This is a genomic window from Streptomyces sp. NPDC085937, assembly GCF_044540535.1.
Classification (GTDB): Bacteria; Actinomycetota; Actinomycetes; order Streptomycetales; family Streptomycetaceae; genus Streptomyces.
On the sequence record NZ_JBITSH010000001.1, the window covers coordinates 535,672 to 560,790 of the forward strand.

23 protein-coding genes and 1 pseudogene are annotated in these 25,119 nt (G+C 72.1%); 11 read left to right on the forward strand and 13 right to left on the reverse strand.

Annotated features, from left to right (window positions below; translation table 11 throughout):
- Positions 1-60: 60 nt before the first annotated feature.
- Positions 61-639: a TetR/AcrR family transcriptional regulator gene (locus ACIF8S_RS02190; protein ID WP_399996826.1), complete on the reverse strand. Its 579-nt coding sequence runs from the start codon at positions 637-639 to the stop codon at positions 61-63.
- Between the two features lie 89 nt (positions 640-728).
- Here ACIF8S_RS02190 and ACIF8S_RS02195 point away from each other — a divergent pair, with 89 nt between their 5' ends.
- Positions 729-1,175, forward strand: a complete 447-nt coding sequence (locus tag ACIF8S_RS02195) for an anthrone oxygenase family protein (RefSeq protein ID WP_399996827.1) — start codon at positions 729-731, stop codon at positions 1,173-1,175.
- A 35-nt stretch (positions 1,176-1,210) separates the two neighbouring features.
- Here the strand turns inward: ACIF8S_RS02195 and ACIF8S_RS02200 are convergent, their stop codons facing one another.
- The 3 genes from ACIF8S_RS02200 to ACIF8S_RS02210 form a co-directional block, all read right to left on the reverse strand.
- Positions 1,211-2,218 (reverse strand): Lrp/AsnC family transcriptional regulator, encoded by a 1,008-nt coding sequence (locus tag ACIF8S_RS02200; protein WP_399996828.1) that lies wholly within the window; start codon positions 2,216-2,218, stop codon positions 1,211-1,213.
- A gap of 579 nt (positions 2,219-2,797) precedes the next feature.
- Positions 2,798-4,417 (reverse strand): MFS transporter, encoded by a 1,620-nt coding sequence (locus ACIF8S_RS02205; protein WP_399996830.1) that lies wholly within the window; start codon positions 4,415-4,417, stop codon positions 2,798-2,800.
- Between the two features lie 165 nt (positions 4,418-4,582).
- Positions 4,583-4,720 carry a hypothetical protein gene (locus tag ACIF8S_RS02210; protein ID WP_399996831.1) on the reverse strand — a complete coding sequence of 46 codons (138 nt, stop codon included), beginning with the start codon at positions 4,718-4,720 and terminating at the stop codon, positions 4,583-4,585.
- Between the two features lie 176 nt (positions 4,721-4,896).
- Here ACIF8S_RS02210 and ACIF8S_RS02215 point away from each other — a divergent pair, with 176 nt between their 5' ends.
- Complete coding sequence (locus tag ACIF8S_RS02215) at positions 4,897-5,193, forward strand: hypothetical protein (protein WP_399996832.1); 297 nt, start codon at positions 4,897-4,899, stop codon at positions 5,191-5,193.
- Positions 5,194-5,576: 383 nt separating this feature from the next.
- Here ACIF8S_RS02215 and ACIF8S_RS02220 read toward each other — a convergent pair whose 3' ends face one another.
- On the reverse strand, positions 5,577-8,714 hold the full coding sequence (locus ACIF8S_RS02220; RefSeq protein ID WP_399996833.1) for a tetratricopeptide repeat protein: 3,138 nt from the start codon (positions 8,712-8,714) through the stop codon (positions 5,577-5,579).
- A 2-nt stretch (positions 8,715-8,716) separates the two neighbouring features.
- On the reverse strand, positions 8,717-9,097 hold the full coding sequence (locus ACIF8S_RS02225; protein ID WP_399996834.1) for a hypothetical protein: 381 nt from the start codon (positions 9,095-9,097) through the stop codon (positions 8,717-8,719).
- Between the two features lie 361 nt (positions 9,098-9,458).
- On the opposite strand from ACIF8S_RS02225, the gene ACIF8S_RS02230 reads away from it, so the two are divergent.
- Positions 9,459-9,830 (forward strand): helix-turn-helix domain-containing protein, encoded by a 372-nt coding sequence (locus ACIF8S_RS02230; RefSeq protein ID WP_399996835.1) that lies wholly within the window; start codon positions 9,459-9,461, stop codon positions 9,828-9,830.
- Complete coding sequence (locus ACIF8S_RS02235; protein WP_399996836.1) at positions 9,830-10,207, forward strand: WHG domain-containing protein; 378 nt, start codon at positions 9,830-9,832, stop codon at positions 10,205-10,207. The genes ACIF8S_RS02230 and ACIF8S_RS02235 overlap by 1 nt, the downstream gene beginning before the upstream one ends.
- A gap of 183 nt (positions 10,208-10,390) precedes the next feature.
- On the opposite strand, the gene ACIF8S_RS02240 is transcribed toward ACIF8S_RS02235, so the two are convergent.
- From ACIF8S_RS02240 to ACIF8S_RS02250, 3 genes are read right to left on the reverse strand one after another with little or no spacing between them, the layout of a single operon-like run.
- Positions 10,391-10,960 (reverse strand): NUDIX hydrolase, encoded by a 570-nt coding sequence (locus ACIF8S_RS02240; RefSeq protein ID WP_399996837.1) that lies wholly within the window; start codon positions 10,958-10,960, stop codon positions 10,391-10,393.
- Complete coding sequence (locus ACIF8S_RS02245) at positions 10,960-11,586, reverse strand: restriction endonuclease (RefSeq protein WP_399997060.1); 627 nt, start codon at positions 11,584-11,586, stop codon at positions 10,960-10,962. The genes ACIF8S_RS02240 and ACIF8S_RS02245 overlap by 1 nt, the downstream gene beginning before the upstream one ends.
- Positions 11,587-11,630: 44 nt before the next feature.
- Complete coding sequence (locus tag ACIF8S_RS02250; RefSeq protein ID WP_399996838.1) at positions 11,631-11,765, reverse strand: hypothetical protein; 135 nt, start codon at positions 11,763-11,765, stop codon at positions 11,631-11,633.
- A 600-nt stretch (positions 11,766-12,365) separates the two neighbouring features.
- On the opposite strand from ACIF8S_RS02250, the gene rsgA reads away from it, so the two are divergent.
- Positions 12,366-13,469: a ribosome small subunit-dependent GTPase A gene (gene rsgA, locus ACIF8S_RS02255; protein ID WP_399996840.1), complete on the forward strand. Its 1,104-nt coding sequence runs from the start codon at positions 12,366-12,368 to the stop codon at positions 13,467-13,469.
- Between the two features lie 71 nt (positions 13,470-13,540).
- Here the strand turns inward: rsgA and ACIF8S_RS02260 are convergent, their stop codons facing one another.
- Positions 13,541-14,545 (reverse strand): HEAT repeat domain-containing protein, encoded by a 1,005-nt coding sequence (locus tag ACIF8S_RS02260; RefSeq protein ID WP_399996841.1) that lies wholly within the window; start codon positions 14,543-14,545, stop codon positions 13,541-13,543.
- Between the two features lie 396 nt (positions 14,546-14,941).
- Positions 14,942-15,604, reverse strand: a pseudogene (locus ACIF8S_RS02265) (HEAT repeat domain-containing protein); the annotation flags it as partial.
- A 145-nt stretch (positions 15,605-15,749) separates the two neighbouring features.
- Between ACIF8S_RS02265 and ACIF8S_RS02270 the strand changes: the two are divergent.
- Together ACIF8S_RS02270 and ACIF8S_RS02275 are read left to right on the forward strand one after the other, a co-directional pair.
- Positions 15,750-17,135 carry a DNA-3-methyladenine glycosylase 2 family protein gene (locus ACIF8S_RS02270; RefSeq protein WP_399996842.1) on the forward strand — a complete coding sequence of 462 codons (1,386 nt, stop codon included), beginning with the start codon at positions 15,750-15,752 and terminating at the stop codon, positions 17,133-17,135.
- Positions 17,136-17,137: 2 nt separating this feature from the next.
- Positions 17,138-17,629 carry a methylated-DNA--[protein]-cysteine S-methyltransferase gene (locus ACIF8S_RS02275; protein ID WP_399996843.1) on the forward strand — a complete coding sequence of 164 codons (492 nt, stop codon included), beginning with the start codon at positions 17,138-17,140 and terminating at the stop codon, positions 17,627-17,629.
- A 19-nt stretch (positions 17,630-17,648) separates the two neighbouring features.
- On the opposite strand, the gene ACIF8S_RS02280 is transcribed toward ACIF8S_RS02275, so the two are convergent.
- The gene (locus tag ACIF8S_RS02280) at positions 17,649-18,131 is read right to left on the reverse strand and encodes a DUF456 domain-containing protein (RefSeq protein WP_349797103.1); all 483 of its coding nucleotides are present in this window, start codon (positions 18,129-18,131) and stop codon (positions 17,649-17,651) included.
- Between the two features lie 183 nt (positions 18,132-18,314).
- Here ACIF8S_RS02280 and ACIF8S_RS02285 point away from each other — a divergent pair, with 183 nt between their 5' ends.
- On the forward strand, positions 18,315-19,883 hold the full coding sequence (locus ACIF8S_RS02285; protein ID WP_399996844.1) for a PP2C family serine/threonine-protein phosphatase: 1,569 nt from the start codon (positions 18,315-18,317) through the stop codon (positions 19,881-19,883).
- A 66-nt stretch (positions 19,884-19,949) separates the two neighbouring features.
- Positions 19,950-21,695 carry a pyruvate dehydrogenase gene (locus ACIF8S_RS02290; protein ID WP_145826538.1) on the forward strand — a complete coding sequence of 582 codons (1,746 nt, stop codon included), beginning with the start codon at positions 19,950-19,952 and terminating at the stop codon, positions 21,693-21,695.
- Positions 21,696-21,701: 6 nt separating this feature from the next.
- Here ACIF8S_RS02290 and ACIF8S_RS02295 read toward each other — a convergent pair whose 3' ends face one another.
- Complete coding sequence (locus ACIF8S_RS02295; RefSeq protein WP_399996845.1) at positions 21,702-23,453, reverse strand: helix-turn-helix domain-containing protein; 1,752 nt, start codon at positions 23,451-23,453, stop codon at positions 21,702-21,704.
- Positions 23,454-23,711: 258 nt separating this feature from the next.
- Between ACIF8S_RS02295 and ACIF8S_RS02300 the strand changes: the two genes are divergently transcribed.
- Together ACIF8S_RS02300 and ACIF8S_RS02305 are read left to right on the forward strand one after the other, a co-directional pair.
- Positions 23,712-24,329, forward strand: a complete 618-nt coding sequence (locus tag ACIF8S_RS02300) for a hypothetical protein (RefSeq protein WP_399996846.1) — start codon at positions 23,712-23,714, stop codon at positions 24,327-24,329.
- Positions 24,330-24,545: 216 nt separating this feature from the next.
- The gene (locus ACIF8S_RS02305; protein WP_399996847.1) at positions 24,546-24,965 is read left to right on the forward strand and encodes an ATP-binding protein; all 420 of its coding nucleotides are present in this window, start codon (positions 24,546-24,548) and stop codon (positions 24,963-24,965) included.
- Positions 24,966-25,119: the final 154 nt, after the last annotated feature.

Genomic DNA, 25,119 nt, shown 5'->3' on the forward strand with positions numbered 1-25,119 from the left:
CAACGCCCCCGGGTCATCCCAACGCCTCCGCTGACGCAAGCGCCCGCGCCCGCGCCCCGTTCACGCCACCGCAAGCCGTTCGACGAGCAGGTCGATCCGCTTCTCCGCATCCCCCGGCAACAACCGCCCCGCCCGGGTCAGCGTGGCCAGCCCATGCAGGGACGCCCAGAACACCTCCGTGAACAACCCCGGATGTACGCCGTCCCCCGCCACCTCCGCCAACGTCTCCAGCAACGCGGCGAACGCGTCCTTCAACGGCTCCGGCGTGTCCTCGACCGCGAACGCCAGCCCGGTGTCGAGCCGGAACAACGCGTCGTAGACAGCGGGATTCCGCTCGGCGAAGTCGAGGTAGGCCCGGGCCAGCGCGGTGACCCGCCCCCGCGGTCCGTCCGCCGGGACGACCGCGGCCCGCAGCTCCGCGGCCATCTCGGCGGCCCCTTCGAGGGCGACGGCCCCGATGATCTCCCGCTTGCCGCGGAAGTGGCTGTACAGCACGGGTTGGCTGTACTCGATGCGCTCGGCGAGCCGGCGAGTGGTGACCGCGTCCCACCCCTGCTGCTCGGCGAGTTCGCGCGCCGTCGCGACGATCAGGCGCTCCCGCTCCGCCCGCTCACGCTGCTTGCGTTCCTGTACCGACATGACCGAATCCTAGCATCGCTAGACAAGCGAGCGGCAGCAGGTCTAGCGTTGACCTATCAGCTAGCAATGCTAGATCCTGGGAGGGTCACATGCTCAGCACACTCGAGGTCGTCACCGTCGTGGTCGTCGGCCTGATGGTCGGCGTGGAGTTCTCCGTCGCCTTCGTCATGAACCGCATCCTCGACGCGCTCCCCGAGGACAGCGCCCAGCTCGCCCACTCCCACGGCGGGCGCATGCTCGGCGCCGTGATGCCGTTCTGGTACATCGGCTCCGTCGTCCTCGCCGCGCTCTGGGCAGTCGCGGGATGGAACGACCACGGCACCGGTCTGGTCGTGACCGCCGGCGTGCTGCTGATCCTCAGCGTGCTCATGTCCGTCCTGCTGCTCGTCCCGATCAACGACCGCATAAAGACCTGGACCCCCGAGAACCGCCCGGCCGACTGGAAGCAGCAGCAGAACCGCTGGGCCCGCTACCACTACGGCCGCCTGGCCGTCATCGCCGGCGCCTTCGCCCTGCTGGCCGTGGCCCGCGGCTGATGCGAGAGGGGCGAGCGAGGGGTGACCTCTTGCTGTCAGCCGACGGTGAGCGTCTTCACCCTGCGCAGGGTCAGCACGGTCTCCACCGCGTGCACACCGGCCAGCCCGCCGACCTGCTCGGTGAGGAAGGCGTAGAGCTGCCGCGGGTCCCGGCACAGCACCGACAGGGCGAGGTTGGTGCGGCCGGTGACGGCGGCGGCGAACCGCACCTCGGGCCGGGCGGCGAGCGCCCGGCCCGCCCCGGCGAGGGCCTCCGGCGCGACGGTGAGCCACACCAGCGCCTCGACGCCCTGGCCGAGCGGCTCGTGGTCGTACTCCACGGCGATGTGCAGGACACCCGCGGCGCGCAGCCGGTCCAGCCGCTTGCGCACCGCGGTCTCCGAGCGGCCCGTCGCCCGCTGCAACTCGGCCGACCCGGCCCGTCCGTCGGCGCGCAGCAGCTCCAGCATCGCGAGGTCCGTGGCGTCCGGGAAGTACGGCTCGGCGGCGGGTTCGGGGGAGGGGGCGGGGAGCCGCAACGCGCGCTCCTCCTCCGGCTCCAGTGCGCTGATCTTGCGCAGCCAGCGCAGGGAGCCGCCGTAGTAGGTGTGCAGGACGCAGTGCGCGCTCACGGTGGTGATGTGGGGGGTGCGCTGGAGACGCTCCAGGAGCAGGTCGTCGCGCTCCTGCCGGGAGCGGGGCGTGATGGCGCAGATGACCTCGGTGCCGCCGGCGGCGATGTCCACGTAGTGGGTGTCGGAGCGGCCGGCCAGCGTGGCGGCGAGGCGCGTGGCCCGTCCCGGTCCGCAGCCGAGCCGCACCATCCAGCCGGTCCGGCCCAGCCGGCTGTCGTCGACCATGCCGGTGATGCGGAGGTTCGCGGTGGCCCGCAGCCGGCGCACCCGGCGTGCCACGGTCTGGTCGGACACTCCGAGGACCTGCGCGATCCGGCTGAACGACGCCCGTCCGTCGAGCTCCAGAGCCTGCAGCAGCCGCAGGTCGAGCGGGTCGAGGATGTCGGGGGAGTCCGCGCCGCCGTGACCGGTGGGCGTCACATAATTCACTGGCTGCTCCTGCAGGACCCGGCGACCGTCACCCGCACCGACCCCGCGAGGACGCGTCCGCACCCCATCCTAGGAACGGTACGCCGCCCGGCGCCCGAGCTGCGACGTCTGCCCGCCGGAAGTCGCGGTCGCCGCCGGACTCTGCCGTGAGTTCGCTCCCGTGCTCGCCGCCACCGGCATCCCGGCGCTCGACGCGGGGCGCGCCGGCATCATCCGAGCGGAGAAGGAAGGCGACGCGGCCGTCCTCCGCGCACAGGCGGAACTGACGCGAGCCCGGGCGGAGGTGAGGCGGGCGGAGAAGGGCCTCGCCCCATTGCCCGCACCGTATATCCCGCCGTCGGACGCACCCCCGGCGTCCCCGGCGAGGCCGACCGGCGGAGCCGGCTCCACGGAGTAGCCGCCGCCCGGTGGTGGACCGGGCTCGGGGGGCCTCGGACCGAGGTCATGGGAGTAGCCGCCGCCCGGTGGTGGACCGGGCTCGGGGGGCCTCGGACCGAGGTCATGCGGATGCCCGCCGTTCGCCGGGGTGGCGACGGGCGGGCATCCGCTGCGGACCGCGCGAGGGGTCCCCGTGCCGGGTCACTGCCCGGCGGGCCGCTCGGCCGTCGTGGCGCGGCCGGTCGTCGCCGACTGCCGGGACACGATCGTGGAGCCGGCGGGGGTGGAGGGCTCGGGGCGGCGCCGCAGCAGGACGACCGCGGCCGCGGCGGCCACGACCAGCAGTACGGACGACACCGTCAGGCAGAACCGCAGGCCCTCCAAGAACGCCTCGGACAGTGCGGCGTCGACCTGACCGGAGACCTGGGCGAACTCCGGTCCGTTCGCCGCGCCCAGGCCGCCGTCGCGCACCGCGTCGACGACCCGCCCCGCCACACCGTCGGAGACGCCCGCGCCGGCGAGGTGCCCGGGCAGCGCGTCCGTCGCCGTGGTGGTCAGCAGGGCGCCGAGGACGGCGGGACCGAGGGCGCCGCCGACCTGACGGAAGGCGTTGTTGCCCGCCGCCGCCATGCCCGCCTTCCGGGGTTCGACCGCCGCGACGGCCGTACTGGTGATGCAAGGGAAGGCGATGCCCAGGCCGAGTCCGAGCAGCATCAGCCGCCAGGCCAGCGACCAGAACGGCGTGCCCGCGTCCAGCGTGGTCATCGACGTCAGGGCCGCCGCCGCGATCAGCAGACCGGAGGTGATCAGCACCCGTGACGAGACGTGTCCCATGACGCGGCCCATCACCACGCCCAGCACCATCGACATGACATTGACCAGGATCAGGCGCAGGCTCGCGTCCCAGGTGTCCAGCCGCTGCACCATGCCGAGGTACAGACTCAGCACGAAGAAGAAGCCGATCAGGCCGAGGAAGCTGACGAGGGCGACCAGCGCGGCGGCGGTGAAGGGCCGGCTGCGGAACAGCGACAGGTCCAGCATCGGGGTGGTGCTACGCCGTTCGACCAGCACGAACGCGGCACCGCTCAGCACGGCCACCACCAGCGCCACGAGCGTGCGCGGCGCGGTGAAGGAGGTCGCGCCGCCCTCGATGACGCCGTACACCAGAGCGGTGATCGCCACCGCGGCGGCGACCTGGCCCGGCCAGTCGAGTCCGCGGGCGTGGGCGGCCTTGGACTCGGTGAGCAGCCGCGCCGCCACGCCCATGGTCAGCAGGGCGACGGGGATGGGCAGCAGGAAGATCCACCGCCAGCCGGTGTGAGCCACGACGGTGCCGGCCATCAGCGGCCCGACGACCATGGCGGCCATCATGCAGGTGGTCCAGTAGCCGATGTACTTGCCCCGCTCACGCGGGTTCGGCACGGCCTGGCTGATCAGCGCCAGGGTCACGGGGAGCAGTGCGGCCGCGCCGGCGCCCGCCAGCACCTGGCCCGCCCACACCACCTGGACGGAGTTCGCGCACAGTGCCACCAGGGCGCCGACGGCGCAGAGCGCCATCCCGGCCTGGAACACCTTCTTGCGGCCCAGTACGTCGCCCACCACACCGGCGGTGAGGATCAGCGCCGCCATCGGCAGCACGAAGGCGTCCTGCACCCAGGAGAGCTGGGCGGTCGAGGCCCCCAACTCGCCCTGGAGCACGGGCAGACTGACCGACACCGTCGTCACCGGCAGGTAGGCGACGAAGACGCCGGCGCACGCCAGCGAGACGACGGCCGCCCGACTTCGGCCCCCCGCGGCGGCGGCCTCATGCGAAGCATTCAAGGAGTTCTCCCGAGCGGTGCGACGGCACCGCGATCAACAAATGTGCCTCCGCAACAGTGGACGACGTCATCCACCCCAGCCAGCCGGCCTCCCCACCACGACGGAAACCCGACACACGGCCAGGAGAAACACGGGATTTCTTCCACGGGGGGAACGCCGCCGACGTCACTCCCACCCCGCTTCCGAGTACGGACGTCCGGCACGGATGTGGCCGATCGCCTCACGCGTGTACGGGACGAGCCGGTCCGGCAGCGCGCCCGGCTCCCACCACCGCCACGCCAGGCACTCGTCCGGCTCCCGCACCTCGGGCTCCCCGCGCCAGGTCCGGGCCCGGAAGACCAGGTGGAGCCGCGGACGCCTGCCCGGCCCGGGAAGCTGGTGCAGCGCATGAACGAACTCGACGTCCGCGGCTCGATCCGCAGCCCCGCCTCCTCGTCCGCCTCCCGCACCAGACAGGCGACGGCGTTCTCCTGCTCGCAGTGCCCGACGTCGCATACGGCGACCACAAAGACCTCGTCGAGGAGTTCCAGGCCCGCGCCAAGGCGCAGCACGGCACACCGGCTGCTATGCAGGAACTAGCCAATCAAAAGGCCGAGTTGAAAAGGAAGCTTGTCCGACGCGACGGAAGCCTTGGTCAAGGAGCGCGCGTCACCGCCGCACTGCGCCGGATCGTCGCTGAGCTCGATCTGGAGCTCGACCAGGCCCGCGAGGAGCTCGGGCTATCCGGGAACGTCACCCGTCTCCCCACTCCGTGGCGGCGACCGGCGCGTCGGTGACCGTTCTCCCGAACCGGAACTGTGAGCCGAAAGCGGCCGAAGTATGGAGGGGTGCGGCAGTCCTCGCACAGTGACTGCATCCGCTTCCCTGCGGTCTCCCCGCGGAAGCGACCGAGTGCCACGCACATCTCGCAGTTGTGCTCGGAGGCGGTTTCGGCGGCATTCGAAGGTGGCCTGGCCGGCTGGTTGCCGCTAATTGATGCGGTCGTTTCTGGGAGGGGGCCCGGTGGATGCGGGCCACCCCCTGGAGGCCGACGTTTCACTTCGGTGAATTCCGTAACTCAACGTCTCGAGGCATGTAGGCTGACCGATTCACGTTTCCCTGGAACTGGAAGATCTGGCAGGTCAGGCGGTCGGGTGATCTGCAAAGCTAGTGAATAAGCTCAGAACCCCTGAGTCCGCAGCCGGTTCAGGGCAACAATCGCGTCCGTATGCCCTTCATTGGCGGCCAGGGTGTACATAGCGATTGCGTCTGGGATCCGCCCGTTCTGTTCCCATACGGTCCCCAGAGTATGGGCTCCGAGAGGGTCGCCAGCCTGTGCCGCGTACTGCCACCACTTCATGGCATCGTCAACGCGTTGCTGTTCCAGACACATGAGGCCCAGCACCGTGGCCGCCAGCCCGTACCCAGCCGTAGCTGCCTGGTAGAGCATTGCCCATGCCTCGTCCGTGCGCCCCTGGTCCTTGAGTTGCACGCCGAGAACGCCTGCCGCCTCGGCACTTCCAGCTGCAGCCGCCTTGCGGAGCAACGGCTCCGCCTCCTCAATGCGGTTCTGAGCGTGTAGGAGCTTGCCGAGTTCCTCAGCAGCACTGGACTGGCCGCCCTCCTCCGCCTGTCTGAGCCAAGATTCCGCTTCGTCCAGGGATCCTTCCTCCTTGAGCAGGATTCCCAGGGTCAGAGCCGCGCCGGAGCACCGCCCGCTCTCAGCGGCTTCGTGTAGCCAACCGAGACCCTCGGCACCTGCGCCCCTGTTGATGAGCGCCACCCCTAGCATCATGGCGGCATAGGCATGGCCAAGCTCCGCCGCTACGCGGAACGCTGCCTCGGCTTGCTCTTCATTACCAGCGTCTCGGAAGTGAAGGCCAGCGGTATACGCCTCGTCGGCTCGTGGTTCGTCGTGCTGAGCAAGCGCCCTCAACCGCGGCTGCGCCCCCCTCGCTCTCAACTCGGCGAGAGACTTGGTCGCCTCTGGCGATCCCAACTCGGCCGCCGTTTCGAACCATTCTTCAGCTTCTTGGAACCGCTCCTGCTGGCTAAAGAGCAAGCCCAACAGGTGCGCTGCGGACGCAATGCCGCCCTCAACTGCTTGCGTGAGCCATCTTTGCGCTTCCGCATGTTGACCTATTTGCGCAAAGTGCGTCCCCAAAAGACCACTCGCTTGAGCCTGGCCTGCGTTGGCCGCCCGTTCAAGCCACTCGATGGCGTCTGGAGAATCTTGGTCCAGCAAAAGGGAGCCGAGCCTCACCGCCGCCTCCGGCGATCCGTCTGTGGCAGCCTCGTGCCACCAACGCCGAGCTTCATCGCTCTTGCCCTGCTCGGCAAGAGCGCCACCTAGCAGAACCCTGGCCTCGACGGCCCCGTCGTAGTCGCCTTCGGTAGCCTGGAGCAGCCATGACTCGGCGTCGCTTGCCCGGCCCTGAGCCAGCAGGGCTTGACCGAGGTGGTGCGCAGCGAACGGGCTCCCGCCAGTCTCGGCCAGGGTGCGCCAAAAGGGTTCCGCCTCAGCATATTTTCCCTGTGTAGAGAGGAGCATCGCCAAGAACCCATCGGCTACTTTGCCACTTTTACCGCCGAGTGCAGACGCCTTGCGGAACCATGACTCTGCTGTGACCATGTCTTCTTCATTCTGGGCGCTGAGCCCGACAAAGAGCATGGCTTCGTTGTTGTCCGCCTCCGCTGCCTTGATGAACCAAGGGAGCGCCTCATCTCTTCTGCCAAGGGCCTCCAGTGCCTTTCCGAGCGCGCAGCACGCATCCGTATCGCCCTGTTTCGCCCATGGGTGCAGAACACTCTCCGCCTCCGCGGGCTTCCCCTGTTCCAACAGAATTGTGCCGAGGTAATACCCCGCACCAGGAACCGGAAATTCGGAATCCAAGACCTGACGCAGATGGACCTCGGCCTCATCGAACTTTTCCTCAACACAGAGGAGCATGCCGAGCAGGGACCTGCAGACGGCGTGCCGACGCGGCTCCGCAACAGTGATGGTCAGCTGTTGCTCAAGAAGTTCCACGGCATCGTGCAGCCTCAGCTGTCCTAGGAGTGCCCGGCACAGGCCGAAGAGGGCATCTTCGTTGCCGGCATCCACCAACTCGCGGAAGATGCCCTCTGCGATGTCGTACTGCTCCTCGCTGACTGCGGCTTCCGCGACCGTAGTCCGATCGGCCTCGGTAACGATCTGCAGGGCCGCATCCCAGATGACTTCTGGTACAGGAGATGTGTTGGTGTCCCGCTGAGTGGTGTCGACGAGGTAGTCGAACACCGTGAAATGCCCCTCGAACTCGCTGGGCAGGAGCAGGCCGGTGGTGGCTCGGACCTGTGCAGTTGCCCACTCCATGGCCTGAGGGAAGGGCTCGGGACGAAGCCGGGCACCTCCGCGTCCACGCAGATAGTGCCCGTGCAACTGCTCCAACAGGGCCAGTGGAATGGGAGCGTGCACGCCGGCACGGCGAAGGTCCACGCCAGCGGCAACGATGGCTGCGCCCCTTGGATGCGCGCCTGGCGCCCACCCGTTGAGCCATGCCGTCATGAGGTCGGGTCCGGCGGCCAGGTATTCCCCGAGCCCGTACTCATGTGACCGCTGAAGCGCCTCAGAGAGTCGAGAGTCCTTATAACGACTGGCTCGGTCTAGTTCAGATGAGGACCAGCGTCTGTCCACGCGGATTACGTGATCGGCCTGTCTGAGGATGTCGTCACTGACGAGGCGGTGGCCGTCGTCCGTCAGCGCGGACCGTAGCCGCGAGTACTCCTCTACGCGCATCGTCGCCAGGAGCACTACGCCTTTCTGTCGCATGAGGCGAAGCCACGGAGCCGACAAGCGAGCTGGCCCCAGGTAGTGCTCGAGGTCGTCAAGCCAAACGATCACCCGCATCCCGTCGGGGATGCTCTCGAGTCCGCTGATGAGTTCCTGGGGTGGGACGTGGAGCAGCCGATGGTCCGGAACGATGGCGTGCGCGGCTTCGAAGGCACACCGGCTCTTGCCGGAGGTGGACTCGCCGAGCACCAGAACCAGCCCACCGGCCGCAGAGGTGGTCCGTAGCGCGTCGCGCAGTAGCGTGTCGCAGTCCCGCGGCACGTAGGGCGGCAGTTGCGGCTCCCCATCCCTGCCGGAGGGGGAGGGATGCACACCCAAGTGAACGGGGCTCTCGACAGTCCCCAGCACCGGCCACTCTGCTGGCTGAGGAGCCGCCTGTTGGCGCGAGAGGAAGTTAGCGATTTGGATGTTGTTGTCGCCGACCTGAACCCCATGCGCGTTTCGGAGGTCAACCAGCTTTGGATCCGTAGCCGCCCTGTGATCGTTCACTGTCAGGTGAAAGTGTTCGTCTGCGTGCTGTGGTCACCAGTCTGCACGCCCTTGGCTCCACGGGCGTCGACGGTGTACTTCGACGCAGGCCCACTGTGAAACTCAACCTGAGCCAGCAGCGCCTCAGCGGCGCGGAGGATCTGTTCGTCACGGTCCGCTCCCGCTGAGACGAGATGCTCACCCAGCTGTGCCTGCCACACGTTGGGTTCGACTTCCTCAGCGTCCAGGATCTGAATCGCTGCGTCATCGCGTACTTCCAGTCGGCGTCTGACTAGTTCACGCAGAGACGCGTAAGACTGACGTACGGCGTCACTCACGGTGTCCGTGATCCCGGCTGTCGCACCTGCAGCCAATGCAGCCAGGATCAGCTCAACTCCGGTCATATTACCCCCGTTGTGGATCGAGAAGGGTGATCGATGCGAGTCGTGCGATTATGCGCCTGCATAGTCGCAACCCGCTGTTGGGCTGTCACGCGTGTACGCGACGCTCTGAACCTTCCGGTGTCGGAGTCTCGGCTCGTTTGTCATGGTTCTCTGCCGCTTCCGCCTGAGTGGTGGGAGTCGTGACGGAGTGCACGCCTCATACCGTTAGGCGATCCGTGAAGGGTCGTCACGCCGTGAGTACCATTAGCGGGGTGATGTGCCATCAGTGCAAGTCGTTCGAGCGGGTCGCGCACAGGTTCAACGCATCTGACTCGTACGGGCGCTCGAATGAACGGGTGCTGGAGGGCGCAGCAGCAGAGCCATGTTGGAGGGGGATTCACCATGGTTGGCATGGGGACGGCCGGCACCCGCCGGGAACGCCAGCGTGAACGGCTTCTGCTCGACACACAGCGTGCTGCTCGTGAGATCGCGGCCGCAGAGGGGTATCCACGGGCTGACCCTGGCTGCCGTGGCACGTGCGGTCGGAGTGAGTCCTCCGGCCCTCTACCGGTATTTCGCGGGGCGCGACGGGCTGGTTCGGGCACTTCATGGTGATCTCACTGCCGAGCGATCTCTACGTCGCAGCTGCCGCACAGCGACAGGACGCAGACGACCTCAGCGCCCAGCTGCATGCAGGCATCCTCGCCGTCTTCGACTGGTCGGGTTGCCAACCGCGCGGCATTCGATCGGCTAATGGGCTCGGCCTACCCCAAAGCGTCCAGTTCCGGAGGTGATGTCCCCCGGACCATCGCCCGCGAACCGGGCGGAGTCTTCGCCAAGATGTTCGAACAGCTGTGGCGACGCGGAGGACTCGCCTTCCCAGCAGACGACGAAATTCCCGCTGCCCTGCGCGGTCAGCTCGAGGCGTACCGCGCCCAGGTCTGCCCGCACCTGCCAACAGGCGTGGCGTATCTGATGCTCACCTGCTGGCGACAGATCTACGGGATCACATGCATGGCAGCCTTCGGTCACTTGGACTACGCCTTTGGCGACTACCGCGCACTCTTCGACGACATGATCGCCAGCCTCCTCGCGCTACTCGGTCTATCCGTCAGTCCCGGTCTGCGCTAGCAGCGCCTACGACCTGGCCGGCGTCGTCTGGCTCAGGTCACTTCGCGGCGCGAGGGAGGAGCACTCGCAGTGGGGAGACGGCTCTTCGCTGCACAAGTCCACGTGTGATTGCCAGTCATGCCCGGCAGGACGCCACGAAGGCCGAAGAGTTCCCGACAACTGTAGTTCCGACAACCGGCTTGCCTAATGAACGGCCAGCAAGTGCCAGGTCTCCGGCGCGAACGCGGCGTCATGGTGCCGCAGCCCGAGCAGAACGCGCCCGGCACGATTCTCGAGGTACAGGTGCACGCCGACGATGTGAGGGACGGCTCCGATGCCGGGGCGGGTCGAGCCGGTCGAAGCGGTCGTCCGGCCGACCGCGTGTCTGCGCACCAGGTCGCGGGTGGTGGGGAGCATGCGGAGCCGGGTCATGTCGTCCGGACGGAACCAGCACAGCATCACTCCCTCCGTGAGCGGCAACCGGGCAGGGTCGCCGTCCCACCGCCCCGCAAAGACCCGCACCGAGGACGAGTCCCCGTCCGTGTCGGCGACGGCGAAGGGCTCCAGGTCGGGCAGGTCCAGGCCCGCCTCCTCCCGCACCTCCCGGCGCACGGTGTCCAGCAGGGACCGATCTTGCGGCTCGCGTGCACCGCCGAGCAGCGACCAGCAACCGGGCTCGCGGATCCCGGGAATGTCGTCCCGCAGGTGCAGCAGGTACTCCCCGTCGCCGTTGTGGATCAAAGCGGAGGCGAGCGCCGGTTCGGCGGGGCCCATCAGGCGACCCGCCCGAAGCGCCCGGGGCGGGCGGTCAGTCCGAGCAGTTCGTGCAGGGCGATCCCGTCCTCGGCCCAGCGCCTCAGGCGTACCCGGTCCACCCAGTGCACCTCGTGCCGCTCCCCCCACCGCATCGCGTCCCGGGTGAAGGTTCCGTTGGTGACGACGATCGCGTGACGGGCCCGGTGCACGGGGCCTGCGGTGCCCTTGACCTCGTACATCACTCGCGAGCCGACCTTTCCGCCGACAGTGGTGTGCTTGGCCTGTATGACGAGCCGCCCGAGTCGGGGATGCTCGCCGATGACGTCGGCTGCTTGGTCGCCCCGGCCTCCCACCCGGCGCGCTCGCCACCCGTCCCGCACCAGCAGGCTCCTCATGGCCTCCTCGAAGGCCCGGTCGTCCATGGCGTCCAGTTGTGCGGGGCTGATGCACAAGGTGGCCAGCCGCTCCGCCGTCCGACGCCCCGCGGCAATGGAGCCTGCCGCGCGCCAGGCGACGAGAGCCCCAGCGAGCACGGCGAATGCCAGGAGGACGGGCCAGGCCTCCACGAGCGCGGCGGCTGCCTGCACCACCATGCGCGCGGCAAGAACGGCCACCGCGGCCACGACGACGCAGGCCGACACGATTTCGGCAGTCCCCCGAGGACGCCGCAGACGCACGCGCGGCCCCCTCACCGCTCGGCCGTGGCGGCGACGCTGGGCGCGGGCACGGCGGGCGGAGGCGTGGCGGTGGAGTCACCGAAACCGAAGATCTGACCCCAGAGCCAGACGCCGGCCACCAGCCCCGCGACGACCCAGCCGCTCATGCGCTTCGCGTTCCTGGGCGTCGGTTTGCGGCGGTAGTGAGCACGGACCCTGTAGTACCCGTCGGACGACTTGGACACGAGCGTCCCCTCCCGAAGTGAGCGTGTACGTCTCGCCTTCGGGTGTAGCAGCGGGTACTGACACGGGACGGGGGCTCCGGGCCGGGCCGAGCTGGGATCCGGCCATGGGCGGACGGATCGTCCGACGCCGCCGTCACACCGCCCTCTCGCAGCGCAGTCGGCAGCACGCCGCTCACCAGCGGGAACGCGCCGGTGTGAGGTCCGGGCCGGCCGTCGCGGTGATTGGCGGGAAGCCGAGGAGCGCGTGCGAGCGTTCGGTCGGCGCCGGCGCGTGGAGGTGCGCTCGGTAAATCGATGGCGGGGCGTCGTCGGGGCGCTTAGTGTGTGCGTGTCGGCAAGGTGCCCTGTGGGCGCTGTTCGTGACGAGGTTCGTGGGAGGTGTGACCGATGGCTGTCTCTGTGATGGGCGCTGCCCGCATTCAGTCGTTCGATTCGTTCACCTCCGTGGCCTCCGGCTGACCTCACCTCTTCCCGCGCGTCCGTGAACGCGCGCTGCCGGGGCCGCCCTTCGAAGGGTTCCCCTTGAATCTCTCCTCTCTTCCGGCTTCGTCGCACTCGCTCGCTCCCTACGGCTGGGACGACGAGTGGGAGGCCGTGTTCGCTCCGTACGCCGCGCAGGGGCTGGTACCGGGCCGGGTGCTCCGGGTCGACCGGGGGCTGTGCGACATGGCCACCCCGGACGGCGTGATCCGCGCCGACACCGAGTACGTCGTCCCCCGCGACCCCATGAAGGTCGTCTGCACGGGCGACTGGGCCGCCGTCGACCCCGAGGGCGCCCGCCCCCGCTACGTACGCACGCTGCTGCCGCGCCGCACGGCGTTCGTGCGGTCCACCTCCTCCAAGCGGTCCGAGGGACAGATCCTCGCCGCCAACGTGGACCACGTCGTCGTCGCCGTCTCCCTCGCCGTGGAACTCGACCTCGCCCGCATCGAGCGGTTCCTGGCACTGGCGTGGGAGTCCGGGGCGCAGCCGGTCGTGGTGCTCACCAAGGCCGACCTCGTGCCGGACGCGGTGACCCGATCCCACCTCGTGCGGGACGTGGAGACCAGCGCGCCGGGCGTGCCCGTCCTCACCGTCAGCGCACAGGACGGGGAGGGGCTCGACGTGCTCGCCGCGGTCGTGGCCGGCGGGACCTCGGTCCTGCTCGGGCAGTCCGGCGCGGGCAAGTCCACCCTGGCCAACGCCCTCCTCGGCGAGGACGTCATGGACGTCCAGGCCACCCGGGACGTCGACGGCAAGGGCCGTCACACCACCACGACCCGCAACCTGCTGACGCTGCCCGGCGGGGGAGTCCTCATCGACACCCCCGGCCTGCGCGGCGTCGGCCTGTGGGACGCCGGCACCGGCGTCGGGCAGGTGTTCTCCGAGATCCAGGACCTCGCGGAGAACTGCCGGTTCCACGACTGCGCCCACGAGAGCGAGCCCGGCTGCGCCGTCCTCGACGCCATCGAGACCGGCGAGCTGCCGCAGCGCCGTCTGGACAGCTACCGCAAGCTGCTCCGGGAGAACCAGTACATCGTCGCCAAGACCGACGCCCGGCTCCGCGCGGAGATCCGCAAGGACTGGAAGCGCAAGGGTGCCATCGGCAAGGCGGCGATGGAGGCCAAGCGGGGCCGGCTCCGATAAGCAGGCCGCCGGCGGGGGTGGCGGGGTGTGGCCGTTCCGCCGGGTCTCCGGGTGGACCCCCGGCGGAACGGTCAGCCCGCGCCCCGCAGTTCCAGGATGTACGTCGCCGTCAACGCCACCGTCCGGTCCCGGTCCCCGGTCAGGGACGTCAGCGTCTCCGAGGCCGCCCGGCCCGGGATCTCGGCGAGGGCCTGCGTCAGCCGGCGGCGCGCGGAGGAGTCCAGCGCGCCGTCGGCGAGGCGGCCGGCCAGGGCCGTGACGACACGGTCCGCCACGGCCGCGTCGCCCGCCAGCGTGCCCAGCGCGTCGGCCGCGTCGACGTCGTTCGCCTCCTCGACCACCATGCCGAGAAGTTCCGGCACCGCGTCGGCCACCCCCCGCGCCCCGAGTTCCAGGGCCGCGGTCCGGCGTACGGCCGTGTCCGCGTCCCCGAGGGCGTCCCGCAGCAGTGCCGTCGCCCGGTCGCCCGGGATCTCCGCCAGGCATCGCACCGCCCGCCCGCGCACCTCCGGCGACGCCGACCCCAGACCGGCCGCCAGCAGCTCGGGCCCCCGCTCGCCCGCCTGTGCCAGCGCCCACCGCAGCGCCCCGGCGACATGGGGGTCCGCCTCGCTCAGCACCGCCTCCACCAGTGCCTCCACCGGCACCTGCGCCGCGTCCACCGAGGACAGCGCCGCCCGCTGCCGCATGCCTGCGTCCCCCGACCGCAGGTTCCGCAGCAGGGCGACCACCTGGAGGACGTCCTGCCAGTCGGCGGGCTCCGCCGCGTCGATCCGCCGCAGCCGGGTCAGCAGTTCCGTCTCCCGCGCGATGCGCTCACGCGTCCGCCGGGCCAGGTCCGCGACGAGACCCGACGGTGTGAAGCCGGGGTCGTCCAGGGCGCGGCCCACGTCCCGCAGCGACAGGCCCAGCGACCGCAGGCTCTCCACGTGGAAGATCCGGCGGATGTCCTCCTCCGTGTACGCGCGGTACCCGGCCGCGGTGCGGCCCGTCGGCCGCACCAGGCCCAGCGACTCGTAGTGCCGCAGCATCCGGGGACTGACCCCGGACCGTCGCGCCACCTCACCGATCAACACCCCTGCTCACTCCTCCTGCCGACCCGCGCCGGGGGTCTTGGGCCCGCCGACGCCTGGCATCCCTTGCCCATCGGCGTCCACGGCAGCCTGCCCGCCCGCGTCCGGCATCCCTTGCCCGTCGGCGTCCACGGCAGCCTGCCCGCCCGCGTCCGGCATCCCTTGCCCGTCGGCGTCCACGGCCGTCTGCCTGCCCGCGTCCGGCATCCCTTGCCCGTCGGCGTCCACGGCCGTCTGCCTGCCCGAACCCGGCGCCCCCTGCACGTCGGCGCCGACGGCATCCGCCCCGTGCGCGTCAACGGCATCCGCCCCGTGCGCGCCGACGGCATCCGCCCCGTCCGCGCCGACGGCATCCGTCCCGTCCGAGCCCAGCGCCTCCCGCCCGTCCGCGTCCAGCGCCTCCCGTCCCTCCGGGCCCAGCGACACCGCCCGCTTCGCCTCCTCCACCGCGTACGCGAACCCCGCGTCGGGGTCGCTCCACAGCTGCCGGGTGGCGAGCGCGTGCCCCCGCACCGCCGGGTCCGGGTCGGACGCGGCAGCCCGCAGCAGCGGAGCGACCGCCTCGCCGAGGGCGATCAGCGCCCGGCTGAGACTGAGGTGCGTCTCCCTCCCGCCCCGCCCGAGCTGCGACACCAGCACCTTTGCCAGCTCCCGCACCTCGCCCTCCGGCACCAGCAGCGCCGCGGTCCGCCAGGCGGTCCGCGCCACCTCGTCGTCGGCGTCGGTCAGCAGCGACCGGGTGATCGCCGGCCACACGCCACGGTCCCCGATCTTGGACAGCGTGTGCAGCGCCTGACTCCGCGCCCGGGCGGACGGCGAGCTCAGCTCGGCGACCACCCGGGGCACCGTCAGGGCCGCCGGATGCCGGGTGAGCGCCCAGGTCAGCATGTCGCGCACATGGAACACCGGTTCCACCGCGCACCGCTCCACCAGCGTCTCCACGAACTCCGGGTCCGGGTCCGAGCCGGCCGCCAGCGCCGACCTCAGCCGCACCGACGCACTGTCGTGCCGCAGCCCCGCGCGCACGCGTGACGCCGTCGTCTCCACCTTCGGCATGGTCATCAAGAGCACCTCCTGGGCCGCAAGTGAAGACCTTCTCACCGTGTCAGGGTCAAGCGCCGCACGAGGCCGTCCCTCCTCAGCCGCCCCGTGCTCCATGTCCGATTCCCGCCAGCCGCGCCGCCCCCGCCGGAGGACACTGGACCGTATGAAGGACGAGGACAGCAGGTACGAGGCGGTGCGCAGCCGGGACGCCCGGTTCGACGGTGCGTTCTTCTTCGCCGTCGAGACCACCGGCATCTACTGCCGCCCCAGCTGCCCCGCGGTCACCCCCAAGCGGCCCCACGTGCGGTTCTTCCCGACGGCGGCCGCCGCGCAGGGCGCGGGCTTCCGGGCCTGCCGGCGCTGCCGCCCCGACGCCGTCCCCGGCTCCGCCGAGTGGAACGTACGGGCCGACGCCGTGGGCCGCGCCATGCGCCTCATCGCCGACGGCGTCGTCGACCGGGAGGGTGTCGCCGGGCTCGCCGCGCGGCTCGGCTACAGCGCCCGCCAGGTCCAGCGGCAGCTCACCGCGGAACTCGGCGCCGGACCGGTCGCCCTCGCCCGGGCCCAGCGGGCCCACGCCGCCCGCGTCCTGCTGCAGACGACCGCCCTCCCGGTCACCGAGATCGCCTTCGCCGCCGGGTTCGCCAGCGTGCGGCAGTTCAACGACACCGTCCGGGCCGTGTACGCCACCACGCCCACCGGACTGCGCGCCGCCGCGCCCCGCAGGGGCCGGCCCCGCCCGGGCACCCCCACCGCCGGCGTCCCCCTGCGGCTCGCCCACCGCGGCCCCTACCAGGCGCGCCCCGTCTTCGACCTGCTGGAGCGGGAGGCCGTCCCCGGCGTCGAGGAGGTGACCGGCGCCCCGGGCGCCCGCACCTACCGGCGCACCCTGCGCCTGCCCTACGGCACCGGCATCGCCGCCGTCGACGAGCGCCCGCACACCGGCACCGGCGCCCGCCCCGGCGGCTGGCTCGACGCCCGCGTCCACCTCACCGACCTGCGTGACCTGACCACCGCCGTGCAGCGGCTGCGCCGGCTGTTCGACCTGGACGCCGACCCGTACGCCGTCGACGAACGCCTCGGCGCCGACCCCCGGCTCGCCCCGCTGGTCGCGGCCCGTCCCGGGCTGCGCTCGCCGGGCGCCGCCGACCCGGACGAGGCGGCGGTGCGGGCGCTGGCGGGGCGGGACACGGCCACCGAGCTGGTCCGCCGCTACGGCAAGCGGCTCGACGCGCCCTGCGGCGGGCTCACCCACCTGTTCCCCGAGGCCGCCGCCCTCGCCGGTGCCGAACCGGACGGCCCCCTGGGCGCGCTCACCGCCGCCCTGGCCGACGGCACCGTACGGCTCGGGCCCGGCGACGACCGGGAGGAGGCCCGGGACGCCCTCGCCGCCGTCCCCGGCCTCGACGACCGTACGATCGCGGCGATCCGGACCCGTGCGCTCGGCGACCCCGACGTGGCCCCGCCCGGCGCGGACGCCCCCGACAGCTGGCGCCCCTGGCGCTCGTACGCCCTGAACCACCTGCGCGTCGCAGGGGAGTTGGAGTAACCATGACCACGTACTGGACGCGGGTGGACAGCCCGGTCGGGCCGCTGCTGCTCACCGCCGCCCCGGCCGGCGAACTGACCTCGCTCACCGTGCCCGGCCAGAAGAAGGCGCCCGTGCCGGGGGACGACTGGACGCGGGACCCCGGGCCGTTCCGGGAGGCGGAGCGGCAGCTCGCCGCGTACTTCGCCGGGGACCTCAAGGAGTTCTCCCTGCCGCTGCGCGCGGCCGGCAGCCCGTTCCGGGAGAAGGTGTGGGCCGCCCTGGACGACGTGCCGTACGGCGGCACGGTGTCGTACGGCGAGATCGCCGCGCGGATCGGCGCGCCCCGGGCCGCCGTACGGGCCGTCGGCGGAGCGATCGGCGCGAACCCGCTGCTCATCCTGCGCCCCTGCCACCGGGTGATCGGCGCCGACGGCTCCCTCACCGGGTACGCCGGAGGCCTGGAACGCAAGGTACGGCTGCTCACCCACGAGGGCGTGCTGCCGCGTCCGTGATCTCCGCCGTCGGCGCCGCTCAGCCCCAGAACACCGCGCCGAGCCACGCGGCGGCGATCAGCTGGCAGGTGAACAGCTCCGTGAGCAGGCTCCAGCCGCCCGACCGCATCACCGTGCGCACCGCCGCCACGGCCTCGGCGCGGCGGCCCAGCCGGCGCCGCTCGTGGACGTAGACGCCGGCGAGGAAGCCCGGGACCGCGCCGACCACTGGCAGCAGGACGAACCCGGCGAACGAGCCGCAGCCCGCGTACGCCAGCACCCGGGCGTCGGCGCCGCCCGCCCGCAGCTTGCGCGGCGGCAGCGCCCAGCGCACCACCTGGGACAGGAACAGCACCACGGTCGCGCCCACCAGCACCCACCAGGCGACGGGCTGCGGGTCCTTCAGCGCCCACCACAGGACCGCGGCCCACACCAGCCAGGACCCGGGCACCCCTGGCACCAGCACTCCGCACAGACCGAGCAGGAGCACCAAACCGGCCAGCAGGAGGTCCCACGCTCCCATCTGTCCAGGGTGCAGGAGGGCGCGGGACGCCGCAGAACGAGGACGGGCCCCGCGCCTCGTCGCCCCTCGGTCGCACACCTGTCCCGCGGGCGAACGCGGGAGCTTGTGCCGGTTGGCCGAGCGGGGTGGGGATTTTCCCGATGCCCCGTTTTCATCCGGCCCCCGCGGTGGACAATTGAGGGCATGAGTCAGCAGGGGGGAAGGCCCACCGGTCCTGGTCCCGAGGACGACTGGTGGGGGCAGCTCTACGACGACGCCTCCGACGACACGGGCCCGGCACCCGCGCCCGATTCCCTGGACGACCGTTTCGCGTCGGCGTCCGGCACACTGCGTCCGGACGCGCCGCCCGACGGCCCGCGTCCCCCGGTGGCTCCTCCGCCCCGGGACGTCCCGGGCACCCCGGCGGTCCCGGCCCCCCGGCCGACCCCGGCGCGTGCGCCGCAGGACACCCCTCCGCGCGCCCCCGCGACGCCTCCCCGCACCCCCGCCGCACCACCCCACGCCACCGTCACACCACCGCGCGCCCCCTGGGACCCCCCGCCCTCCGCCCCCACACCCCCGCCCCCCGGCCCCGCGCCCACACCCCCGCCCTCCGCCCCGACACTCGCGGACCAGCCGCCCACCACCCCCGCAGGCCCCTCCGCCCCCTCCGGCCCCACCGCCGCTCCCGCCTACGGCTCCTGGACCCCCGCCGCTCCCGCACCCACCCCGACCGCCGACGAGCCCCCGGACGGAACCGGAACGGGCACCGGAGAGTCCCGCCTCGAACCGCTCCCGCCCCCGCCCCCCTCCCGCGCCTACGTCGGCTCCCGCCCGCCCACCTACGACGCGGAGCCCACCGCACTCCCGGCCGCCGACCCCGACGCACTGGACGCCCTCGTCCCCGACACCGTGCTGGACGGCGCCCGCTACGGCGCCTGCACCCTGCGCGCCGCCTCCGTACGCGGGGACTCCGCCCGCTACCGGGGCGAGCCGCGCCGCGACGCGCTGCTGACGGCGCGGTTCGGGACGGGGGAGCGGGCCCTGGTCCTGGTGGCGCTGGCCACTGGCGTGCGAACCGCCCCCGGGGCGCACCGGGCCGCCGCCGACGCCTGCCGGTGGATCGGCACAGCGGTGGGCCGCAGCCACGAGCGTCTCGCCGACGACATCAGGGCCGCCCGGCGCGGTGACCTCAAATCCGGACTGCACCGTCTCACCGACCGCAGCCTCGGCAGGCTCCGCGCCGACGCGACCGAACGGGGACTCGACCCCGACGACTACGCGACCACCCTGCGCTGCCTGCTGTTGTCCGGCGACCCGGAGTGCCGGACCCGGGTCTTCTTCGGGGTCGGCCCCGGCGGACTGTTCCGGCTGCGCGACGGCGAGTGGCAGGACATCGAACCGGAGGTCGCCGAGATCAAGGGCGAACCGGTGCTCGGCTTCGGCTCGCCGCCGCACGAGACTCCGGACGGCGACCGCCTCACCATGGACCTGAACATTCCCACGCCCCCGAGCCCGTACGAGCCGGCCCCGCAGCCGCCCCGTGAGCCCTTCCGCTTCCGCACCTCCGTAGCCCGCCCGGGTGACGTGCTGCTGATGTGCGGCACCGGGTTCGCCGAACCGCTGCGCGGCGAACCGGGACTCCGCGACCACCTGGCCGACCGGTGGTCGGATCCCGAACCACCTGGCCTGACGGCGTATCTGGCCGACACCCAGGTCCGGGTGAAGGGGTACGCCGACGACCGTACGGCCGTCGCCGTCTGGGAGGCGTGAGCGCGTCCGGTGTGAATTCATGGATTCCGTCAGGCATCTCCGGTACCCGAGGGGCAGACGGAACCCATGGCCAAACAGAACATCGCGGAACAGTTCGTCGACATCCTCGTGCGCGCGGGAGTCAAACGCCTGTACGGCGTGGTCGGTGACAGCCTCAACCCCGTGGTGGACGCCGTGCGCCGCCACTCCGCCATCGACTGGATCCACGTCCGGCACGAGGAGACCGCCGCGTTCGCGGCCGGCGCCGAGGCGCAGGTCACCGGCCGGCTCGCCGCCTGCGCCGGTTCCTGCGGGCCCGGCAACCTCCACCTGATCAACGGCCTCTACGACGCCCACCGCTCCATGGCGCCCGTCCTTGCCCTCGCCTCCCACATCCCCTCCAGCGAGATCGGCCTCGGCTACTTCCAGGAGACCCACCCCGACCGGCTGTTCCAGGAGTGCAGCCACTACTGCGAGCTGATCTCCAGCCCCCGGCAGATGCCCCGGCTGCTGGACACCGCCATCCAGCACGCGGTCGGCCGCTCCGGCGTCAGCGTCGTGTCCCTCCCCGGCGACCTCGCCGACGAACCCGCCCCCGACCAGGCGCCTGAGACCGCCCTGGTCACCTCCCGGCCCACGGTCCGACCCGGCGACGACGAGATCGACCGCCTCGTCGACATGATCGACCGGGCCGGGAAGGTCACCCTCTTCTGCGGCGCCGGCACCAAGGGCGCGCACGCCGAGGTGATGGAGTTCGCGGGAAAGATCAAGGCCCCGGTCGGACACGCCCTGCGCGGCAAGGAATGGATCCAGTACGACAATCCGTACGACGTCGGTATGAGCGGGCTGCTCGGCTACGGTGCCGCCTACGAGGCGACCCACGAGTGCGACCTGCTGATCCTGCTCGGCACCGACTTCCCGTACAACGCCTTCCTGCCCGGCGACGAGGTGAAGATCGTTCAGGTGGACGTGCGGCCCGAGATCATCGGGCGGCGCTCCAAGCTGGACCTCGCGGTGTGGGGCGACGTGAAGGAGACCCTGCGCTGTCTGCTGCCCCGGGTGCGGGCCAAGGACGACCGCAAGTTCCTCGACCGGATGCTGAAGAAGCACGCGGACGCGCTCGAGGGGGTGGTGAAGGCGTACACCCGCAAGGTGGAGAAGCATGTGCCGATCCACCCGGAGTACGTGGCGTCCGTGCTGGACGACATGGCGGACGACGACGCCGTCTTCACCGTCGACACCGGCATGTGCAACGTCTGGGCGGCCCGGTACATCTCGCCCAACGGCCGCCGCAGGATCATCGGTTCCTTCTCCCACGGCTCGATGGCCAACGCGCTGCCGATGGCGATCGGGGCGCAGTTCACCGACCGGGGCCGGCAGGTCGTGGCGATGGCCGGCGACGGCGGATTCAGCATGCTGATGGGCGACTTCCTCACCCTCGTCCAGTACGACCTGCCGGTGAAGGTCGTGCTGTTCAACAACTCTTCGCTGAGCATGGTGGAGTTGGAGATGCTCGTCGCGGGACTGCCCTCGCACGGCACCGCGATGAAGAACCCCGACTTCGCCGCCGTCGCCCGCGCCTGCGGTGCCTACGGGGTGCGGGTGGAGAAGCCGAAGGAGCTGGCGGGGGCGCTGAAGGCCGCGTTCAAGCACAAGGGCCCGGCGCTCGTCGACGTGGTCACCGACCCCAACGCGCTGTCCATCCCGCCGAAGATCAGCAAGGAGATGGTGACGGGGTTCGCGCTGTCGGCGTCCAAGATCGTGCTGGACGGCGGGGTCGGCCGGATGGTGCAGATGGCCCGCTCCAACCTACGCAACGTGCCCCGACCCTAGGGGCCTTCAGTCCGCGCGCGGGCGCCAGGAGCGGTCGAGCGTGTCGTACTCGTAGTGCGGCAGGCCGTCGATGGCGCTGGTGCGGAAGGGGCGGCCCCGGTCGTCGATCCGCACGGTGCCGGTGCGGCCCTGCGAGGACCAGTCCAGCTCCAGGTACCAGCGGCAGTCGCAGCCCCGGGTGCGGGCGGTCACCATCAGCACCTCCGGGTCGGACGCGGACACCCGGTACGGCATCCGCACCGCCGGGACCGGCGTCCCCGCGTCGTTCCCGGCGACCGCGCGGGCGATGGGCCGGTCCTTGTCCAGGTCCACGTCGAAGTAGCGCGGGGTCAGCGCGCCGCCGCAGCCCTGGTCCATCGCGTACGCGTTGCCCGGTGCGGGCTCGGAACGGCCGGCCACGCGGACGCGCAGCGCCGTGAGTACGACGGCCGTGTCCGACGTCCCCTGCACGGACAGCTCCACCAGCGTCTCCCTGCCGTGCACGGCCCCCTGCGCGGAGGCCCAGGCACGGGCGTCCTGCGGGGCGGGCGGCGGCGGCACCTTCGCGGGCGGCCTGGCCACGACGTAGTCGTGCCCGCAGCCGTACGACCAGGCGTGGGAGTCGGCGGACCAGGTGAGGGGAGCCGGCCCGGCGGGCGCGGGCCGTGACGCCGTGGGGGCGCCGGAGGCACGCGGCGCGCCGGACGCCAAGCCGCCTCCGCCGTGCCCCGGGGAGGCGGCACCGGACGGGGAGGGTGAGGCCGAGGCGGAGGCCGAACCGGCCGCGGAGGGTGCGACGGACCGTCCGGGCGCCGTGCTGTTCCCGGGGCCCGCCCCGGACCCGCCCTCCTCGGATGCCCCGGCGGTCTCGCTCCCGGCCTGCGTCCGCCGCTCGTCCGGCAGGAACGACAGGCTTCCGACGGTGGCGAGTACGGCGCACACGGCGGCGGCCGCCGCGACAACCCGCTTCCGCCGCCACCCGCGCCTCTCGCGTCCGCCGTTGTGTTCGACCGGCCCACTGACGACGTCGCCGTCGGACCCGTCCCCCCACGCCGAGTGGCCGGATCCGTTCGCCACGTCGCCGCCGGTGCGGTCGGCACCGTCCGCAGCCGCGCCGGCCGACCGGGACGCTTCGTCACCGGCTCCCGGAGCACCGGAGGCCGGCACGGCGCCAGGGTCCTCGCCCGCACCGCCCGCACCGCCCGCACCGCCCGCCGGTGAGCCGGCGGACCCGGCTTCGGCGTCACGGCCCGCCCGGGTGCGGTGTCCGGGCCCGTGCTCCGGGGACCTCTCCCCGCGCCGGGCGGAGGCGCCGGGGTCCCCGCGCGGCACGGCATCGGGCCGATCGCCGTCGGGCGACGTGCCCGGCTCGGCGTGCCCTTGGGGTTCGCCTCGCTCGGCGTGGCCTTCGGGCTTGCCCGGCTGGGCGTGCCCTTCAAGCTCGCCCTCGCCCGGTGCCCCGGCCTCCCTCGCCGGGTCGGGGGCCGTCCCCACCGGCGCCGGTCCCGTGCCACTCCGTGGCCGGCGGCGTGCCTCCACCGCCAGGAGCCAGCGGCGGTGGAGTTCCAGGCGTTCCGCGTCCGACGCGCCGCACAGGGCCGCGAAGCGTTCGACCGGGGCGAAGTCGACGGGGACCGCGTCCCCGGCGCAGTAGCGGTGCAGGGTCGAGGTGTTCATGTGCAGGCGGCGGGCCAGCGAGCCGTAACTGCGGTCCGTACGCCCCTTCAGCTCCCGCAGCAGCTCCGCGAACCGCCTGACGTCGTCGTCCTGTGCCGACACCGGCCCGGTCACCCCCCACCTCGTCCGTCCCGCACGGCCCGGGCCCTGGGACGGGCATCCCAGGCACCCCATATCACTGCACGTCAGACGGGCTGGGATGGTTCCATGCCGGGGAATCGGGCGGCGACGCTTGCGCCGGCCCCCGACGGCGGCCGAAGCTCTGGGTATCGCGGACCGCCCGACGGCACGGACGGACCATCCCGGCCGTCGCGGTGCACGCCTCGTCATTCCACCACGCACACCTCACGGGGGACACCCATGCCCATCCGCACCCGTCTCGCGGCGCTCGCCGCGCTCACCGCCGCCGCCCTCGCCGTGGGGGCGGCCGCCACCGCACCGGCCGGCGCCGCCCCGAAGAAGGCGCCGGCCCCGAAGTTCCTGGCGGCCTCCGAGCTGCCCCCGCACCCGACCGGCTGGACCGCCGGCCCCGTCGCCGACGGCTTCCCGGAGCAGCTCGCCTACTGCCTGGGCGAGGGCGTGCCCGCGTACGACTACCGGCACCGGCTGTTCCACACCGACCTGGACACGACCGCCGTGCAGGTCACCGTCGTCACCGGGTCCGCCGCGAAGGGCAAGGCGCTGGCCACCCGCCTGAACAAGGAGATCCGCACCTGCGCGGTGCGGATCGAGCGGACCTATCCGGACGTCACGGCCGAGGGCCGGTTCTACGGCAGGCTGCCCGTCGAGGAGGGGGCGACGGTGCACGGCCTGCACACGGAGACGTCGTACGGGGCCACGGACGTCAACCTGCTGGCCGTGGGACGGGACGGCAGGACCGTGACCGTCGTCGGCTGGGGCCAGATGGGTGACTTCGACGGCGCCCCGGTGGCCGCCTTCAAGAAGACCGCGAAGAAGGCCGTCACCAAGCTCTACTGAGGTTCCCGAGTTCTATGCGACCACTGTGAGAAGCGGGGTCGTCCTCTCGCCACGGGGGTCGGGAGGACGGCCCCGCGCGGTTGTGTGGCCGTTGCACTTCGGCCAACAACGGCTCACGTCCGCTCCGTATGACTGCCGGGTGAACGACCGGGCAAGCATTCCCGTGTAGGTGTTCGAGCAGCAGGGGGAATCGACATCGGCACGCGGGCGGGGGTCATGAGAAGTCAGGCTTCGGCGGATCGGCTGAGGCGCACACTGGGACGTGCGGACCTTCGGGCGGTGTCCGAGTCCCGCCGCGCCCTGCGCGAACTGTTACGCCACCGGTGCGACCCGGAACGCTCCGCGGTCGCCGAACTGCTCACCAGCGAACTCGTGACGAACGCACTCGTCCACACCGACCGCGAGGCGGTCCTCACGGCGGCCGTGGGCTCCTGGGGACTGCGCGTGGAGGTACGGGACTTCATCGCCCGCGAGCCCCGGCAGCGCCCGTCGGCCGGCAACGACAGCACGCACGGCCGGGGCCTGGTGCTGGTCGAGTCCCTGGCCGACGCCTGGGGCGTCCGCAGGCACGGCGTGGGCAAGTCCGTCTGGTTCTCCCTCGGCCCGGACACGGAGGCGGACGCCGACGCCGCATGAGGGGCACGGAGGGGCCGAGGGACGCGGACGCCGACGCGGGGGGGGGGGGGCCCGCCCCCCCCCCCGCCCCCGCCCCCCCCGGCCGGCGGGGGGGGGGGGGCCGCGGGCCGCGCCCCCCCGAGTGCAGAGCGCGCCACGGGGGCGGCGGGGGGGC

What these genes read in the sequence shown, in the direction of transcription:
- ACIF8S_RS02190 (WP_399996826.1), bottom strand. Translation starts at nt 639, where the DNA reads ATGTCGGTACAGGAACGCAAGCAGCGTGAGCGGGCGGAGCGGGAGCGC.
- ACIF8S_RS02270 (WP_399996842.1), top strand. Translation starts at nt 15,750, where the DNA reads ATGAAGGACGAGGACAGCAGGTACGAGGCGGTGCGCAGCCGGGACGCC.
- ACIF8S_RS02280 (WP_349797103.1), bottom strand. Translation starts at nt 18,131, where the DNA reads ATGGGAGCGTGGGACCTCCTGCTGGCCGGTTTGGTGCTCCTGCTCGGT.
- ACIF8S_RS02230 (WP_399996835.1), top strand. Translation starts at nt 9,459, where the DNA reads ATGTTGGAGGGGGATTCACCATGGTTGGCATGGGGACGGCCGGCACCC.
- ACIF8S_RS02225 (WP_399996834.1), bottom strand. Translation starts at nt 9,097, where the DNA reads ATGACCGGAGTTGAGCTGATCCTGGCTGCATTGGCTGCAGGTGCGACA.
- ACIF8S_RS02195 (WP_399996827.1), top strand. Translation starts at nt 729, where the DNA reads ATGCTCAGCACACTCGAGGTCGTCACCGTCGTGGTCGTCGGCCTGATG.
- ACIF8S_RS02250 (WP_399996838.1), bottom strand. Translation starts at nt 11,765, where the DNA reads ATGAGCGGCTGGGTCGTCGCGGGGCTGGTGGCCGGCGTCTGGCTCTGG.
- ACIF8S_RS02235 (WP_399996836.1), top strand. Translation starts at nt 9,830, where the DNA reads ATGGGCTCGGCCTACCCCAAAGCGTCCAGTTCCGGAGGTGATGTCCCC.
- ACIF8S_RS02275 (WP_399996843.1), top strand. Translation starts at nt 17,138, where the DNA reads ATGACCACGTACTGGACGCGGGTGGACAGCCCGGTCGGGCCGCTGCTG.
- ACIF8S_RS02300 (WP_399996846.1), top strand. Translation starts at nt 23,712, where the DNA reads ATGCCCATCCGCACCCGTCTCGCGGCGCTCGCCGCGCTCACCGCCGCC.
- ACIF8S_RS02290 (WP_145826538.1), top strand. Translation starts at nt 19,950, where the DNA reads ATGGCCAAACAGAACATCGCGGAACAGTTCGTCGACATCCTCGTGCGC.
- ACIF8S_RS02240 (WP_399996837.1), bottom strand. Translation starts at nt 10,960, where the DNA reads ATGGGCCCCGCCGAACCGGCGCTCGCCTCCGCTTTGATCCACAACGGC.
- ACIF8S_RS02285 (WP_399996844.1), top strand. Translation starts at nt 18,315, where the DNA reads ATGAGTCAGCAGGGGGGAAGGCCCACCGGTCCTGGTCCCGAGGACGAC.
- ACIF8S_RS02305 (WP_399996847.1), top strand. Translation starts at nt 24,546, where the DNA reads ATGAGAAGTCAGGCTTCGGCGGATCGGCTGAGGCGCACACTGGGACGT.